This window comes from Polaribacter sp. (assembly GCF_051251875.1).
Taxonomy (GTDB): Bacteria; Bacteroidota; Bacteroidia; order Flavobacteriales; family Flavobacteriaceae; genus Polaribacter.
Genome location: NZ_JBPOGL010000004.1, coordinates 58,492 through 74,399 on the forward strand (window position 1 = coordinate 58,492; position 15,908 = coordinate 74,399).

Here is a 15,908-nt window from a genome sequence, read left to right on the forward strand (position 1 = left end):
TGAATAAACTTTGGGGTTTACAAATTATAATCTTTTGTATAATAAACGTAAATTTGCCGCTTAATTAAGATACTAACAATGCAATACAATCACTTAGATATAGAAAAGAAATGGCAAAAGTTTTGGGCAGAAAACCAAACTTTTAAAGCCAATAATCCCGCCCAGAACAAAGTTGAAGGGGAATTGGAAAAACCTAAATATTACGTGTTAGATATGTTTCCTTATCCTTCAGGTGCCGGTTTACATGTTGGGCATCCTTTAGGGTATATTGCAAGTGATATTTATGCACGTTACAAACGTCATAAAGGTTTTAATGTATTGCATCCGCAAGGATATGATTCTTTTGGGTTACCAGCAGAACAATATGCAATTCAAACTGGGCAACACCCAGCAAAAACTACAGAAGATAATGTTGCAACCTACAGAAAACAATTAGATAAAATTGGTTTTTCTTTTGATTGGAGTAGAGAAGTTAGAACTTCTAGTCCGGAATATTATAAATGGACACAATGGATTTTTATTCAATTGTTTAATTCTTGGTACAATAAAGATACAGACAAAGCAGAAGATATTACTGAATTAGAAAAAATCTTTAAAACAGCAGGAAACGCAACCGTAAATGCAGTTTGTGATGAAGATATAAAATCTTTTTCTGCGGATGAATGGAAATCTTTTTCAACAAAAGAAAAAGAAGAAATCTTATTACAATACCGTTTAACATTTTTATCAGATACAGAAGTAAACTGGTGTCCTGGGTTGGGAACCGTTTTGGCAAATGACGAAATTGTAAACGGAGTTTCAGAACGTGGAAGTCATCCTGTTGTTAGAAAAAAGATGACACAATGGTCTATGCGAATTTCTGCGTATGCACAACGTTTGTTAGATGGATTAGAAAAAATAGATTGGCCACAACCTTTAAAAGATTCTCAAACCAATTGGATTGGTCGTTCTCAAGGAGCAATGGTTACTTTTGATATCCTATCCCCAACCCTTTCCGAAGGAAAGGGAGCAAATACGGACTCTAAAAAAGCACCTGGTTATATGACTGGAGGAAATAATTCTTATTTGTTGCTTGAGAAAGCAAAAGAAATGAGAGCAAATCCAACTCCAGCTGAAGCCATTTTATGGAAATATTTAAAAGGGAAAAAATTAAAATTTAAATTTAGACAACAACATTTAATCAATGATTTTATTGTTGATTTTGTTTGTTTAGCCAAAAAGTTAATTATAGAAGTTGATGGTAAAATTCACGATTATCAGCTAGAAAAAGATGATGCCAGAACTTTAGAATTAGAGCAAAAATCTGGTTTTAAAGTCATTAGATTTAAAAATGAAGAAGTAATTGGTAATGTTGAAGAAGTTATAGCAAAAATAGAAACCGAATTAAATAATCAATTTTACAAATTACAGAAATTAGAAAAAGAAATTCAACAAAGTCAAGAAGTTCAAACACAAAAAAATTCAGAGAAAGAAAATACAAACATTCACCACAAACTAGCTTCCACAACAGTGTCCCTTTCCACCGGAAAGGGAGTCAGGGATAGGATTGAAGTATTCACAACACGCCCAGACACTATTTACGGTGTAAGTTTTATGACGTTAGCTCCAGAACATGAGTTGGTGGCTAAAATTACAACAGATGCTCAAAAAGCAGAAGTTGAAGCTTATATAACGGCAACCGCAAAACGCTCTGAACGCGATAGAACGGCAGATGTAAAAACCATTTCTGGTGCTTTTACAGGTGCGTATGCAATTCATCCTTTTTCTGGTGATAAAATTCAGATTTGGATAGGAGATTACGTGTTGGCAAATTACGGAACAGGTGCAGTAATGGCAGTTCCTTGTGGAGATCAACGAGATTATGATTTTGCAAAACATTTTGGAATTCCGATTCCGAATATTTTTGAAGGAGTAGATATTTCTGAAGGAGCACATGCAGATAAAGACGGAACAGTAATTGCAAATTCAGACTTTTTATCAGGATTAAAATACAAGAAAGCATTAAAATTAGCCATTTTTGAAATGGAAAAACGTGGCTTTGGTTACGGAAAAATAAATTACCGTTTGCGTGATGCTGTTTTTAGTAGACAACGTTATTGGGGAGAACCTTTTCCTGTTTATTACAAAGACGGAATGCCACAAATGATTGATACAGAACATTTGCCAATTGTGTTGCCAGAAGTAGAAAAATACTTGCCAACTGAAGACGGAAAACCGCCTTTAGGAAACGCAACAGAATGGGCGTGGGATTCTCGTGGAAAGAAAGTGGTTTCTAATGATAAGTTAAAAAATAAAACGGTTTATCCACTAGAATTAAATACCATGCCAGGTTGGGCGGGTAGTTCTTGGTATTTTAACAGATACATGGATGCTACAAATGCTACTGAATTTGCAAGCAAAGAAAACCTAGATTATTGGAAAGAAGTAGATTTATATATCGGAGGCTCTGAACATGCTACAGGGCATTTATTATATGCTCGTTTTTGGCAAAAATTCTTGTTCGATAAAGGAATTGTACCGGTAGATGAGTTTGCAAAAAAACTGATTAATCAAGGAATGATTCTAGGAACTTCTGCATTTGTGTACAAAGCAACTGCTTTTGTAAAAAACGGTTGTGGTTGTTCTGATGAAAAATCGAATGATGATGTTATTGCAAAAATACCAGCTGTATTTGTTTCTAAAAATTTATTTACAAATGACAATGAATTTGAAACAGTTGTTAAAAATTACTTATTAGATAACAAGTTTTTAGATCCTAATTTTGCAGATTTAGTAATGATTACTAAAACGGCTTTGCATGCAGATGTTTCTTTGGTAAATGCTTCTGATGAATTAGATGTTGATGGTTTTAAAAATCATGCTTTAAATGCTGATTATAAAAATGCCGAATTTATTTTTGAAGACGGAGTTTATAAAGTAGGGCGTGAAGTAGAAAAAATGTCTAAATCTAAATACAATGTGGTAAATCCTGATGCTATTTGTGAAGAATATGGAGCAGATAGTTTACGTTTATTCGAAATGTTTTTAGGTCCTTTAGAACAAGCAAAACCTTGGAAAACTTCTGGTATTTCTGGAGTTTCATCCTTCTTGAAAAAATTATGGAAACTGTATTTTAATGGAGATAACTTTGAGGTTTCAGACACAGAACCAACAAAAGACGAATTAAAAACCTTACATAAAACAATTAAAAAAGTAGAAGATGATATAGAGAATTTCTCTTTTAACACATCAGTTTCTACCTTTATGATTGCTGTAAATGAGTTAACCGCTTTAAAATGTAACAAACGTGCAATCTTAGAGCCTTTAGTAATTTTGGTTTCTCCTTATGCACCACATATTGCTGAAGAAATCTGGAGTTTATTAGGGCATAAAGAGTCTATTTCTACGGCAGCTTTCCCAGTTTTTGAGGCAAGTCATTTGATAGAAAGCGCTAAAAATTATCCTATTTCTTTTAATGGAAAAATGCGTTTTACATTAGAATTGTCTTTAGATTTATCAAAAGATGAAATAGAAAAGGCTGTTTTAGAAAATGAAAAAACAATTGATCAATTAGAAGGTAGAACTCCTAAAAAAGTAATTGTTGTGCCAGGTAAAATAGTAAACATAGTGGGATAGAAAGTGCAGTGTATTTTTTGTTTGTAGATAAGATGTTTGTCAAGTAAAAATTAAATAAAATGATAGATCTTCATGAGATTATTGGATTGGTTGCAGCAGTTTTAACAACAGCTTCATTTTTACCTCAAGTTGTTAAAACGGCCAAAACAAAAGATACTTCCGGACTTTCTTTATCCATGTATATTATCTTTTTTATTGGAGTTCTTTTGTGGTTAATTTATGGTGTTTTAATAAACAGTTTATCAATAATATTAGCCAATATTATTACGGCGTCGTTAACATTATATTTATTACTTATGAAATTAAGGTATAAATAAAAAAATAATATTAAAATATAATTAAAAGTCATTACGCTAATTTGTATTGACTTTTTTTTTGCAGTTTATTTTTTTAGAAATTTAACAAAATAAGTGTCAAACTATTTTTTATTAATTGTAATTTTCGGAATGTTTTTTGTTGAAGGTAAACAAGAATAATAAAAACCAAAATTTGATTCGTTTTAACAACATTTCTTTAAAAAATCGCATCTTTTTATCAATGATATTGTTGGTGTTATTGGCATCAGTATTAATATTGGTAGTTACTGTTATTCAGTATGATGAACAAACAAGAGACTATAATATTCAGCGTTTCGAGCGTAAAGAAGCCATTACCAAAGAAACCATAGAATTAGAGTTGAAAAATAAAACAACCTATCCGGTAAATACGAATAACTTAGCTAAGATTTTTCAAGAGCGAATTTATGAGATATCTTCCATAAATAAATTAAACATTTCTATATATGATTTAAGTGGAGAATTATTAAAATCGTCTATTGCCAATGCATTTGAAAAAATTGATTTAGAACCAATTCCGGTTGCAGTACTAAAAGAATTAGCTCAGAATTCTAATCATAAAATATTAAAAAATAGAGAAGAAAACGGTATTAGTTACCAATCTTCTTATTCTTATATAAATGATCCAAAATTTAAACGAATTGGGATTTTAGAATTGCAATTTACCCAAGATAATTCTGAGATAGAACATGAACTTAAAGAGTTTATTTCTAGGTTAAGTTTGGTGTATTTATTAATGTTTATAATTGCCATTGCCTTGGCGTACTTTTTATCTAGTTATATCACGCGTTCTATACAAACTATTTCAGATAAAATGCAACAAACTCGTTTAAATGAGCGCAATGAAAAAATTATTTTAAATGCAGCGAGTTCCGAAATTGAGATTTTGGTAGAAGCGTACAATAGTATGATAGATCAGCTAGAAGAAAGTGCAGCAAAACTAGCAAGAAGTGAACGTGAACAGGCTTGGCGAGAAATGGCAAAACAAGTAGCACACGAAATAAAAAACCCGTTAACACCTATGAGGTTAACTGTTCAAAGTTTTGAACGTAAATTTAATCCAGAAGATGTAAATGCAAAAGAAAAACTGGCAGAATACAGCCAAACACTTATTCAGCAAATAGATGTAATGAGTTCTATTGCTTCTGCATTTTCTGATTTTGCCAAAATGCCAACACAAAAAAGAGAGAAAATTGAAGTTATAAGTGTTGTTAAATTGGCCTTAGATATTTTTAATGTTCAGGCGGTAAAATTTATTCCGGGTGAAAAAGAAATTTATGCCAATTTAGACAAAACACAATTGATAAGAATTGTAACTAACTTGGTTAAAAATGCTTGTCAGGCTTCAGAAAATGAAGAAAATCCTATTGTTGAAGTAAAAGTTTTATCTGATGGAAATGCCATTAAAATTATTGTTTCGGATAATGGAAAAGGTATTTCTGATGATGTAAAGGATCTTGTTTTTGAACCTAAATTTACCACTAAAACAAGTGGAATGGGGTTAGGTTTAGGCATCATTAAAAATATTATTGAGGCTTTTGATGGATCTATTTCATTTACTTCTAAAGAAGGAATAGGCACGGTTTTTACCGTAATTTTGCCTAAAACATAAGTTCAAAAGAACAATACATTAGCTTATTAAAGTAAGTACTTATAATAAATTTAAAATCTTAAAAAGATGGAGTTCAAGAATATTTTAGTTGAAAAACAAGATGGTTTAGGATATGTAACCATTAATCGTCCTAAAAAATTAAACGCATTAAATAAAGATACCATAGAAGAGTTGCATGAAGCTTTTAAGATGTTAGAAGAAATGCTAGATGTAAAAGTAATTATACTTACCGGAAGTGAAGAAAAGGCTTTTGTAGCCGGTGCAGATATTTCGGAATTTGCGCATTTTTCTGTGGATGAAGGAAAAGAGTTAGCCAGAAAAGGCCAGGAAATTTTATTTAATTATATAGAAAATTTATCTACTCCTGTAATTGCAGCTGTTAATGGTTTTGCTTTGGGTGGCGGTTTAGAATTGGCAATGGCATGTCATTTTAGAATTGCATCGGAAAATGCTAAAATGGGTTTACCAGAAGTTTCTTTAGGTGTAATACCTGGTTATGGAGGTACACAGCGTTTGCCACAATTAATTGGCAAAGGAAAAGCTATGGAGATGATTATGACCGCAAGCATGATTACCGCGCAAGAGGCAAAAGAAGTTGGCTTGGTAAATTATGTTGTTTCTCTGGAAGAATTAGTGCCTTTAGCAGAGAAAATTGCTGGGAAGATCATGAGAAACTCTTCAGTTGCCATTAGTGCTGCCATTAGAGCTGTTAATGCAAACTTTGAAGATGGAATAAATGGTTTTGAGACAGAAGTTATAGCTTTTGGAGATTGTTTTGGTACCGAAGATTTTACAGAAGGAACCAATGCTTTTTTAGAAAAAAGAAAACCAAAGTTTCAGTAAAATGTAATAACAAGAGTAAAACATAAAAAAGCGAGCCATTTTTGGCTCGCTTTTAATTTATACTAATTAAAGTACATTGATATTTAAATTTTAAATTCCTTAGTATATTCTTTGTTGTTACAATATACAATTACTTTGTAATCTCCTTTTTCTGTATTAGATAAGCGATATACTTTGTTAAGTATATCTTTGTTTTCTGTAATTGTTTTAGAATAAATAAGTTCATCATTATAGTAAAGAATTACTTTAACAGGTTTTCTATCAAAATTAATTTTTGAAATTAATACGCTGTTTTTTTCAGTCCTAATTACAGGTTTAAAAATTGTGTATTCTTTACTAGGAATAAAAGAAATAGTTCCTTTTTTAATTAAAAATGGTTTTACCGTAATCTCAAAATCTTTGTTTAATTCTGCTGTATAGCTTCCGTTTTTTAGAGCATTTAAATTAAACATTCTAGAATATTTTCCAGAATTTATAATTAATTGATTGTAAATTGTTATTCCATCTTTATTTTTAATAGTGAGGGTTTGTCCTTTTTTTACTGATTTAAATTCTACTCTCACTCTTTTTGCATCTTCATAAGAAGTACTGTTCAAATTTGCGTAGCTAATTAATGTTCCAAACATGAATGCTACTACTAGAATTTTTTTAATTGTGTTTTTCATTTTCTTGTCATTTTAATATTAATAACACTTCAAAGATAGGGTAGGAGTTTGTCCTAGAAAACAATAGAATTGGTATGTTTGTGTGGTAAATTATCAATATTGGTAAAAAAGTATTTTTATACTGATAATATAGTATAGAAAATAGATAATTTCAATTATCTGATTAAATTACATATTTTTAAAAATAGAAAAAATTTTGTTCTATTAATAAGAACAATTTGGTAGTTAAATTTCTGTAGAAATTCAATTGATGCAAAGCACATAATTGAGTTCTTATTAATTATAGATTTAATTTTTAGAGTGTTTTATAAATTTCTGTAAAAATAAAAGCGAGCCCTAGAAGGCTCGCTTTACTCATTAATGTATAAGCAGTACATTTAATGAAACAATTAACTAACTTATTTAAATTTTAAATTCTTCTACATAAGAATTATTATCATCATTAATAATAACTTTATACGTACCAGTTACATTTTCTTTTTCTAACAAACGAAATACTTTATTTAATACTGGTTCTTCTGTGAATGTATTAGAATAGATAATTTCATCATTATGATAAAGAGAAATTGTTAATGGTGTATTACTGAAGTTTATTTTAGTAATAAAAAGTAAATTCTTTTTAGTTCTAACTACAGGTTTAAAGATTTTATATTCTTCGCTGGTATTAAACGAAATAGATCCTTTTTTTACTGTAAATGGCTTTACAACAATCTCAAAATCTTTATGTAATTCTGCTGTATAGTTTCCTTTTTTTAGCGCAGTTAAATTAAATACTCTAGAGAATTTTCCGGAGATTAAAATTTCTTGATTGTAAATTGTTGTTCCATTATTATTTTTAAGAGAGATAGTTTGTCCTTTTATTACAGAGTTAAATACTACTCTTACTTTTTTTGCATCATCAAAAGATGTTTTGTTCTCATTTGCGTAGCCAATTAATGTTCCTAACATAAATGCTACTACTAAAATTTTTTTAATTGTGTTTTTCATTTTCTTGTCATTTATTGATTAATAACACTACAAATGTATGGCGAGTTTAAGGTTGTGAAAACAATAGAATTGGTGAATTTATATGCTAAATTATCACATTGGGTATTTTAAGGTTTTTATACTGATAATTTAGTATATAAAGTTGGTAATATCAATTAACTGATTAAATTACATATTTTTAAAAATAGAAAAGATTTTGTTCTATTAATAAGAACAATTTGGTAGTTAAATTTCTGTAGAAATTCAATTGATGCAAAGCACATAATTGAGTTCCTATTAATTATAGATTTAATCTTTAGAATGTTGCATAACATTCTGTAAAAATAAAAGCGAGCCCTAGAAGGCTCGCTTTACTCATTAATGTATAGCAGTACATTTAATGAAACAATTAACTAACTTATTTAAATTTTAAATTCTTCTACATAAGAATTGTTATCATCATTAATAATAACTTTATACGTACCAGTTACATATTCATTTTCTAACAAACAAAATACTTTATTTAATACTGGTGTTTCTGTGAATGTATTAGAATAAATAACTTCATTATTATGATAAATAGCAACTTTTACAGGCTCTTCATTTAAGTTGATTTTAGAAATAAAAAGTAAATTCTTTTTAGTTCTAACTACAGGCTTAAAGATTTTGTATTCTTCGCTAGTATTAAACGAAATAGCTCCTTTTTTTACTGTAAACGGCTTTACAACAATCTCAAAATCTTTATGTAATTCTGCTGTATAATTTCCTTTTTTTAGCACAGTTAAATTAAATACTCTAGAGTATTTTCCGGAGATTAATATTTCTTGATTATAAATTGTTGTTCCATTATTATTTTTAAGAGAGATAGTTTGTCCTTTTTTTACAGAGTTAAATACTACTCTTACTTTTTTTGCATCATCAAAAGATGTTTTGTTCTCATTTGCGTAGCCAATTAATGTTCCTAACATAAATGCTACTACTAAAATTTTTTTAATTGTGTTTTTCATTTTCTTGTCATTTATTGATTAATAACACTACAAATGTATGGTGAATTTAAGGTTGTGAAAACAATAGAATTGGTGTATTTATATGCTAAATTATCACAATAGGTTTTTTGATGATTTTTATACTGGTAATTTAGTATAGAAAGTTGATAATTTTAAATATTTTTAATGTACATCCATAGAAGTAAATTAAGTAGTCATTATTTTTATTTAAACTAAACAGTTGGTAACTAAATTGCTAACTAATTTTGTAATTTCAAAAGATCTTAAAGAACTTGAAAACAAAAAAAGCGAGCTCCAGAGAGCTCGCTTTATTCATTAAACGATAGCAGTACATTTAATGAAACAACTAATTATTTTTAAATATTAAATTCTTTTACAAAAGATTTGTTATCACTATTAATAATCACTTTATAATCTCCAGTTTTGTCTTTTAACAATCGAAATACTTTATGGAATACTGGTCCTTCTTTAAAAGTTTCTGAGTAGATAAGTTCATCTTTGTAATAAATGGTAATATCTATAGGCTCTTTACTTGAGTTGATCTTAGATATTAAAAGTCTGTTCTTTTCAGTTCTAATTACGGGTTTCATAATAGTATATTCTTTACTAATACTAAAAGATACTTCACCTTCTTTAACTGTAAATGGCTTAACAATAATCTCAAAATCTTTATGTAACTCTGCTGTATAATTTCCTTTTTTTAGCGCAGTTAAATTAAATACTCTAGAGAATTTTCCGGAGATTAAAATTTCTTGATTGTAAATTGTTCTACCATTATTATTTTTAAGAGAGATAGTTTGTCCTTTTTGTACTGAATGAAATACTACTCTTACTTTTTTTGCATCATCAAAAGATGTACTCTTCACATTTGCGTAGCCAATTAATGTTCCTAACATGAATGCTACTACTAAAATTTTTTTAATTGTGTTTTTCATTTTCTTGTCATTTATTGATTAATAACACTACAAATATATGGTAGGAGTTTGTTCTAGAAAACAATAGAATTGGTATGTTTGTATGGTATATTATCAACTAATTTTGATTTGTGTTTGTGTAGGGGTAATTTAGAATATAAAATGGTTAATTTCAATTATTCTCTTTGACACATGCTTAGTTTGTTTTTGTAAAGAAACTCTGTACTTTCTTTTAGTAGAATTTATAAAAGTACATTGCTTTTTCTTTAACGTTCTTTAAACTAAACTAAAAATTGCGCAATATTTTGTGAATGATAGATATTCTATACAGAAATGGGAAAATGAATTTTGTTTTGGATTCTTACCAGAAAGAGAAAATATATATATAAAAATAAAAGCGAGCCTTAGAAGGGCTCGCTTTATTCATTAAATTGTACCAGTAAATTTAATGAAGAAACAACTAACTATTTTATTTAATTATAAATTCTTTTACATAAGAGTTGTTATTACTATTAATAACAGCTCTATATGTTCCTTTTTTATTTTTTTTCATACGTAATACTTTTTCAAAAAGTACTTCATCTTTAAATTTTTCAGAAAAGATTACTTCATTATTGTAATAAAGTGTAACCACAATTGGTTCTTTACTTGTGTTCATTTTAGAAATAAAAAGTCGGTTTTTTTCAAATCTAATAAGAGGCTTGTAAATTGTATATTCTTCATTTTCTAAAAAAGAAATAGATCCTTCTTTTACTATAAATGGTTTTACAATTACCTCAAATGTTTTATTTAATTCTGCAGTATAAGTTCCGTTTTCTAAGGCTGCTAAATTAAATACTCTAGAGTATTTTCCTGAGTTTGAAATTTCTTGATTATAAATGGTGGTACCATCGTAATTTTTAATGGTAAGATTTTGTCCTTTTTTTACGAAATTGAATTCTACTCTTATTTTTTTAGCATCATCTAAAGATGTTTTGTGCTCACTTGCGTAGTTAATTAATGTTCCTAACATAAATACTACTACTAAAATTTTTTTGCTTGTATTTTTCATTTTGTTGTCATTTATTGATTAATAACACTGCAAATATATGGGGTATTTAAAATTCTAAAAACAATAGAATTGGTGTATTTGTATGCTAAATTATCAGAATAAACTTTGCATTGTTTTTTGAGTTGGTAATTTAGAATATAAAATAGGTAATTTTATATATTCAGATAAAGTTGTGTAATATTTAAAAGAAGTTCTTTGTAATGTTTAAACTATAAATTGTTGACAATGATGTTGCTAGCAAATCTTGAGGTTTAAAAGGATGAATCAGAAACAATTTTAGGCTAGTTTTTTTAGAAGATCATAAAATATGTATAAAAAATAAAAGCGAGCCCTGGAGGCTCGCTTTATTCATTAAACTATAGCAGTAGATTTAATGAAACAATTAACTAAATATTAAATTCTTTTACGTAAGATTTGTTCTGGCTATTCACAATAACTCTATAATTTCCAAATTCATTTTTTGCTAAACGAAAGACTTTATTCAAATTTTTCGATTCATTAAAAGTCTTAGAAAATATAAGTTCTTCTTTATAATAAAGAGTAACGTGAACAGGTTCTTTGTTTGTATCTATTTTAGAAATAAAAAGTCTGTTGTTTTCATTTCTAATAATTGGTTTTATAATTTTAGTTTCCTTTGATGTTAAGAAACTAACATTACCATCATTTACTACAAATGGTTTAACAATAATTTCAAAATTTTTATTTAATTCTGCGGTGTAGTTTCCATTTTTTAAAGCAGATAAATCAAACATTCTAGAATAGTTTCCGGTGGTTTTAAGATTTTCAGAAAAAAGAATACTACCATTGTCTTCTTTTATAATTAAAGTATTTCCTTTTTTTACTGAATTAAATTCAACTTTTACCCTTTTCACATTACTTATAGTAGTAATTCCTTCGTTTGCATAGCTAATGAATGTTCCAAACATTAATGCTACTAATATGTTTTTTTTAAATGTTGTTTTCATTGTAATCCTATTTACTTTATAAAATTGCTTACCATTTATTTTAATTGGCATTACATCTCTTATTATTCTGTTTTTCAATATTTAAGAATAATAATATGGCAAATTTACAGACAATACTAAGGTTAAAAAACATCAAAATTGGTGAGTTTGTATGCTATATTATCAATTAAGGTAGTGTTAATTTGATGTTAAGTTAAATGAACATATAATAGTGGTAATTTTATAACTATTATTAAAAAATTGTATTGTAAATTTGTAAAAAAATAATAATGAATAACGTAAAACCTACTTTAGAAAAAATAAGCCCCGGTTTTGGAAGTTCTATCTTGGTTAAAAAACATACAGAATTTCTAAAAAAAATAAAAGCATTTTGGCATTTTCATCCAGAAATTGAGCTAATATATGTTAATAAAGGAAAGGGGAAAAGACATATTGGTAACCACCTTTCTTACTTTAATAATAGTCAATTATTATTAATAGGATCTAATTTACCACATAATGGATTTACAGATAGACTTACCACAAATGGTTCTGAAACTTTAATTCAATTTAAACCAGATTTTTTAGGCGATGATTTTTTTGATGCACTAGAAATGCAGCCAATTAAAAAGTTATTAGAGAAATCTAAAAAAGGAATTTTATTTGGGGTAAAAACGAAGAGAAAATTAGGACCAAGAATTGAGAAAATTGCAGAAAAAGATGGTTTTAAACAAATCTTAATTTTATTAGAAATATTACACACACTTTCTAAATCAGAAGATTATACCTTATTAAATGCAGATGGTTTTGCTTTTGAAACCTTGCCACAAGACAGTAGTAAAATAGATGTTATTTTTAAACATATAAATGAAAATTTTAAAGAACACATAAGTTTAGATGAAATTGCCAGTTTGGTGAGTATGACAGTTCCTGCTTTTTGTAGGTTTTTTAAGAAAACTACAGGAAAAACATTTACAAAATTAGTAAATGAATATAGAGTTGTACATGCCACTAAATTATTGTCTGAAAGCCCAACAAGCATTACAGATATTTGTTTTGAATGTGGATTTAATAATTTTTCTCACTTTAATAAGTTGTTTAAAGAATTTACTGGAAAATCTGCATCTAAATATAGAAATGAAATGATGAGTTTAGTGCAGTAGTTAAATAGGGCAGCAGATTTGTCTTTTTTAGAATAGATTAAAACGGCATTTGAAGTAGCTAAGGAAAATTAGTTATTGAATGCCGTTCCATTCATTATAAAACTGGTTTAAAAACTGAACCATATAATTGTGTCTTTCTAATGCAAGTTGTTTACCTGTTTTGGTATTCATTTTATCCTTTAGCAAAAGTAATTTTTCATAAAAATGATTAATTGTTGGCGCCTCAGATTTTTTATATTGCTCTTTGGTCATCTTTAAATTGGGTGCAATTTCCGGATTATAAAGTGGCCTGTTTTTAAAACCACCATAATTAAAACAACGTGCAATGCCAATAGCACCAATGGCATCTAATCTGTCTGCATCTTGTACTACTTCTAATTCTTTAGAAGAAAATTTTTCTGTACCCGCTTCTAAAGAGTTTTTATAAGAAATATGTTTTATAATATTAATTACATGTTTCATAGTTTCTTTATCAACTAGTTCTTTTTCTAAGAAGTCTTTGGCTACTTTAGGACCAACGGTTTCATCACCATTATAAAATTTAGGATCTGCAATATCATGTAGCAAAGCAGCTAAAGAAACCACAAAAATATCAGTTTTTTCTTCTTTTGATATTAAGATCGAATTTTTAAAAACACGTTCTATATGAAACCAATCGTGTCCACCTTCAGCATTTTTTAATTCTTTTTTTACAAATGCTATGGTATTTTTTATAATAATATCCTGATTCATTTTATTTTCTTGAAGCTAGTTCTTTCTTAATTTTTTTAATTTCAATCATAAAATAGATTTGCATAGGAATAAAAAAGAGAGGTAAAAAAGAATTGAAAGAAATACCTTCTATATATGTTTTATATCCTCCAACTATAAAAAGTAAGACAATAATACATCCATGAAATAAAGACAGTTTTTTCTGAGTTTTCAGTTTTTTTAAAAGTTCTTCTTTTGTATATGTAGAAAATAATGATGCCATCTGTTTGGTTTTAGTTGAAACAAAAAATCCACGTTTTTTTTACGTGGATTTTTGTCTTAATTCTTATTTCAAAAAAAGTTATTGTCTAAAATAGATTAACAAAACTCTTCGTAAGCCTGTGCTAAATTTTGTGCAATCATTTGTGCAGATCTTCCTTCTATATGATGACGCTCTAACATGTGTACTAAATTACCGTCTTTAAACAACGCAATTGCTGGCGAAGATGGAGGAAAAGGAATCATAAACTCACGTGCTTTTTGTGTAGATTCTTTTTCTACACCTGCAAAAACGGTAGTTAAGTTTGTTGGTGTTTTTTCAGCACCTAAAGATGCAATAGCACCAGGTCTTGCAGTACCAGCTGCACAACCGCAAACAGAGTTTACCATTACTAAGGTTGTTCCTTCTTTAGACATTGCGTTTTCAACATCTTCACTTGTATATAATGCTTCAAAACCTGCTTTGATTAATTCATCGCGCATTGGTTTTACTAATTCTTCTGGATACATATTTTCTAAATTTTAAAATGCAAAGATAGGTATTTGTTTGTCAAAATTCAACAAACTTAAAAATGGAAATTTCAATAGAAACATCAATAAAATTGATATTACAAAGTTTTTTTTATTTTTGGGCATGCCCATTTTTGAATAAAAGTTACGTTAGCACTGCACTTTTATTCAAAAATCGTCAGGTTTGGAGTTTATCTTGAGCTTGCCGATGGGCACTCGTTTTTTTTGAGAAAAACAAAACAGCCCTCAAACAAATGTTTCAATCCTTCAGGCAAGTTAGTCACAAAGTAAAAATAAGGTATAAAGTTGCAGAACTAAGTTTTCTAAAAACCTAAAAATCCAATTTTCATAACTATAAACGGTTGTTTCTTTGAAACTTTGTAACTTTGCCACTTCAAAAAAAATAATAAATGGGAAGTTTTACAAAATGGTTAGGAGCAGGATTAGGATTTACTTTTGGAGGTCCAATTGGTGCAGCTATTGGTTTTGCAGTAGGTAGTTTTGTTGATGGTTTTTCAGAAAAAGATGTAAGTCAAGAACAAATAGACTACGAGAGAAGCAGACAATCTGGAACAAGAAGTGCTGCAGATACACAATCTGGAGATTTTGAAATGAGTTTACTTGTTTTGGCATCTATTGTTATAAAATCTGACGGAAAAGTAGATCAACGAGAGTTAGATTTTGTGCGTTCTCAATTTGTGGGTATGTATGGCAAAGAAAGAGCAAACAATGCCTTTAAACTTTTTAGTGGCATCATAAAAAAAGAAGTTTCTGCACGCCAAGTTTGTATACAAATAAGACAAAACATGTCTCATGCTGCGCGTTTACAATTGTTGCACTTTTTGTTTGGTATTGCAAAAGCAGACGGAAATGTATCTGAGTCAGAAGTTGAAGAAATTAGAAAGATGGCGGGTTATTTATACATCAATCAACACGATTTTGAGTCTATAAAAGCCATGTTTTATGATGCTTCAGAAAATGCTTATAAAATTTTAGAAATTGAGAAAACTGCCACAGATGCAGAAGTAAAAAGTGGTTATAGAAAAATGGTAAAAAAATACCATCCAGATAAATTACAAGGATTAGGAGAAGAGCATTTAAAAGGTGCAAACGAAAAATTTCAAAGCATACAAGCCGCGTATGAAAAAATTAAAAATGAACGTGGGTTGTAATTAGAGTCGCAAAGTTGCAAAGTAACAGAGTTACTAAGTTTAGTCCTCGGATTCTTAGTTTTTTTATCATTTTGATATCTTATTAAAGCTTTGTTACTTTGTTACTTTTTTTTCCTGCTGTTACTTTGAGCCTTTGATTCTT

The 15,908-nt window shown here is 28.6% G+C and carries 15 protein-coding genes; 6 read left to right on the forward strand and 9 right to left on the reverse strand.

The genetic code is table 11. The features are described 5' to 3' along the window. Nucleotides 1-78: 78 nt before the first annotated feature. From ACSHW5_RS03240 to ACSHW5_RS03255, 4 genes are all read left to right on the forward strand, one after another. Nucleotides 79-3,615: a leucine--tRNA ligase gene (locus ACSHW5_RS03240; RefSeq protein WP_435674676.1), complete on the forward strand. Its 3,537-nt coding sequence runs from the start codon at nucleotides 79-81 to the stop codon at nucleotides 3,613-3,615. Between the two features lie 59 nt (nucleotides 3,616-3,674). After that, nucleotides 3,675-3,932 carry a SemiSWEET family sugar transporter gene (locus tag ACSHW5_RS03245; protein WP_435674677.1) on the forward strand — a complete coding sequence of 86 codons (258 nt, stop codon included), beginning with the start codon at nucleotides 3,675-3,677 and terminating at the stop codon, nucleotides 3,930-3,932. A gap of 220 nt (nucleotides 3,933-4,152) precedes the next feature. Continuing rightward, entirely contained in the window at nucleotides 4,153-5,562 is a 1,410-nt protein-coding gene (locus ACSHW5_RS03250) for a sensor histidine kinase (RefSeq protein WP_435674747.1), read from the forward strand. A 66-nt stretch (nucleotides 5,563-5,628) separates the two neighbouring features. Beyond that, nucleotides 5,629-6,405 (forward strand): enoyl-CoA hydratase/isomerase family protein, encoded by a 777-nt coding sequence (locus ACSHW5_RS03255; protein ID WP_435674678.1) that lies wholly within the window; start codon nucleotides 5,629-5,631, stop codon nucleotides 6,403-6,405. 83 nt (nucleotides 6,406-6,488) lie between these two features. Here ACSHW5_RS03255 and ACSHW5_RS03260 read toward each other — a convergent pair whose 3' ends face one another. From ACSHW5_RS03260 to ACSHW5_RS03285, 6 genes are all read right to left on the reverse strand, one after another. After that, nucleotides 6,489-7,070: a DUF3244 domain-containing protein gene (locus ACSHW5_RS03260; RefSeq protein WP_435674679.1), complete on the reverse strand. Its 582-nt coding sequence runs from the start codon at nucleotides 7,068-7,070 to the stop codon at nucleotides 6,489-6,491. 402 nt (nucleotides 7,071-7,472) lie between these two features. After that, on the reverse strand, nucleotides 7,473-8,057 hold the full coding sequence (locus ACSHW5_RS03265) for a hypothetical protein (RefSeq protein ID WP_435674680.1): 585 nt from the start codon (nucleotides 8,055-8,057) through the stop codon (nucleotides 7,473-7,475). Between the two features lie 401 nt (nucleotides 8,058-8,458). Further along, complete coding sequence (locus tag ACSHW5_RS03270) at nucleotides 8,459-9,043, reverse strand: hypothetical protein (RefSeq protein ID WP_435674681.1); 585 nt, start codon at nucleotides 9,041-9,043, stop codon at nucleotides 8,459-8,461. A 356-nt stretch (nucleotides 9,044-9,399) separates the two neighbouring features. Continuing rightward, nucleotides 9,400-9,978 (reverse strand): hypothetical protein, encoded by a 579-nt coding sequence (locus ACSHW5_RS03275; RefSeq protein WP_435674682.1) that lies wholly within the window; start codon nucleotides 9,976-9,978, stop codon nucleotides 9,400-9,402. A gap of 448 nt (nucleotides 9,979-10,426) precedes the next feature. After that, nucleotides 10,427-11,008: a hypothetical protein gene (locus ACSHW5_RS03280; RefSeq protein ID WP_435674683.1), complete on the reverse strand. Its 582-nt coding sequence runs from the start codon at nucleotides 11,006-11,008 to the stop codon at nucleotides 10,427-10,429. Between the two features lie 386 nt (nucleotides 11,009-11,394). After that, on the reverse strand, nucleotides 11,395-12,051 hold the full coding sequence (locus ACSHW5_RS03285) for a hypothetical protein (protein WP_435674684.1): 657 nt from the start codon (nucleotides 12,049-12,051) through the stop codon (nucleotides 11,395-11,397). A 191-nt stretch (nucleotides 12,052-12,242) separates the two neighbouring features. On the opposite strand from ACSHW5_RS03285, the gene ACSHW5_RS03290 reads away from it, so the two are divergent. After that, nucleotides 12,243-13,115, forward strand: a complete 873-nt coding sequence (locus tag ACSHW5_RS03290; RefSeq protein ID WP_435674685.1) for an AraC family transcriptional regulator — start codon at nucleotides 12,243-12,245, stop codon at nucleotides 13,113-13,115. A 72-nt stretch (nucleotides 13,116-13,187) separates the two neighbouring features. On the opposite strand, the gene ACSHW5_RS03295 is transcribed toward ACSHW5_RS03290, so the two are convergent. From ACSHW5_RS03295 to ACSHW5_RS03305, 3 genes are all read right to left on the reverse strand, one after another. Beyond that, complete coding sequence (locus ACSHW5_RS03295) at nucleotides 13,188-13,847, reverse strand: HD domain-containing protein (RefSeq protein WP_435674686.1); 660 nt, start codon at nucleotides 13,845-13,847, stop codon at nucleotides 13,188-13,190. Between the two features lies 1 nt (nucleotide 13,848). Then, nucleotides 13,849-14,088 carry a hypothetical protein gene (locus ACSHW5_RS03300; RefSeq protein ID WP_435674687.1) on the reverse strand — a complete coding sequence of 80 codons (240 nt, stop codon included), beginning with the start codon at nucleotides 14,086-14,088 and terminating at the stop codon, nucleotides 13,849-13,851. A 95-nt stretch (nucleotides 14,089-14,183) separates the two neighbouring features. Beyond that, nucleotides 14,184-14,594 carry a BrxA/BrxB family bacilliredoxin gene (locus ACSHW5_RS03305; protein ID WP_435674688.1) on the reverse strand — a complete coding sequence of 137 codons (411 nt, stop codon included), beginning with the start codon at nucleotides 14,592-14,594 and terminating at the stop codon, nucleotides 14,184-14,186. A 410-nt stretch (nucleotides 14,595-15,004) separates the two neighbouring features. On the opposite strand from ACSHW5_RS03305, the gene ACSHW5_RS03310 reads away from it, so the two are divergent. After that, nucleotides 15,005-15,766, forward strand: a complete 762-nt coding sequence (locus tag ACSHW5_RS03310; protein ID WP_435674689.1) for a TerB family tellurite resistance protein — start codon at nucleotides 15,005-15,007, stop codon at nucleotides 15,764-15,766. The last annotated feature ends 142 nt before the right edge of the window (nucleotides 15,767-15,908 follow it).

Excerpts from the sequence above, each read along its gene's own strand:
- ACSHW5_RS03240 (WP_435674676.1), top strand. The coding sequence starts at position 79 with ATGCAATACAATCACTTAGATATAGAAAAGAAATGGCAAAAGTTTTGG.
- ACSHW5_RS03245 (WP_435674677.1), top strand. The coding sequence starts at position 3,675 with ATGATAGATCTTCATGAGATTATTGGATTGGTTGCAGCAGTTTTAACA.
- ACSHW5_RS03250 (WP_435674747.1), top strand. The coding sequence starts at position 4,153 with ATGATATTGTTGGTGTTATTGGCATCAGTATTAATATTGGTAGTTACT.
- ACSHW5_RS03255 (WP_435674678.1), top strand. The coding sequence starts at position 5,629 with ATGGAGTTCAAGAATATTTTAGTTGAAAAACAAGATGGTTTAGGATAT.
- ACSHW5_RS03260 (WP_435674679.1), bottom strand. The coding sequence starts at position 7,070 with ATGAAAAACACAATTAAAAAAATTCTAGTAGTAGCATTCATGTTTGGA.
- ACSHW5_RS03265 (WP_435674680.1), bottom strand. The coding sequence starts at position 8,057 with ATGAAAAACACAATTAAAAAAATTTTAGTAGTAGCATTTATGTTAGGA.
- ACSHW5_RS03270 (WP_435674681.1), bottom strand. The coding sequence starts at position 9,043 with ATGAAAAACACAATTAAAAAAATTTTAGTAGTAGCATTTATGTTAGGA.
- ACSHW5_RS03275 (WP_435674682.1), bottom strand. The coding sequence starts at position 9,978 with ATGAAAAACACAATTAAAAAAATTTTAGTAGTAGCATTCATGTTAGGA.
- ACSHW5_RS03280 (WP_435674683.1), bottom strand. The coding sequence starts at position 11,008 with ATGAAAAATACAAGCAAAAAAATTTTAGTAGTAGTATTTATGTTAGGA.
- ACSHW5_RS03290 (WP_435674685.1), top strand. The coding sequence starts at position 12,243 with ATGAATAACGTAAAACCTACTTTAGAAAAAATAAGCCCCGGTTTTGGA.
- ACSHW5_RS03295 (WP_435674686.1), bottom strand. The coding sequence starts at position 13,847 with ATGAATCAGGATATTATTATAAAAAATACCATAGCATTTGTAAAAAAA.
- ACSHW5_RS03300 (WP_435674687.1), bottom strand. The coding sequence starts at position 14,088 with ATGGCATCATTATTTTCTACATATACAAAAGAAGAACTTTTAAAAAAA.
- ACSHW5_RS03305 (WP_435674688.1), bottom strand. The coding sequence starts at position 14,594 with ATGTATCCAGAAGAATTAGTAAAACCAATGCGCGATGAATTAATCAAA.
- ACSHW5_RS03310 (WP_435674689.1), top strand. The coding sequence starts at position 15,005 with ATGGGAAGTTTTACAAAATGGTTAGGAGCAGGATTAGGATTTACTTTT.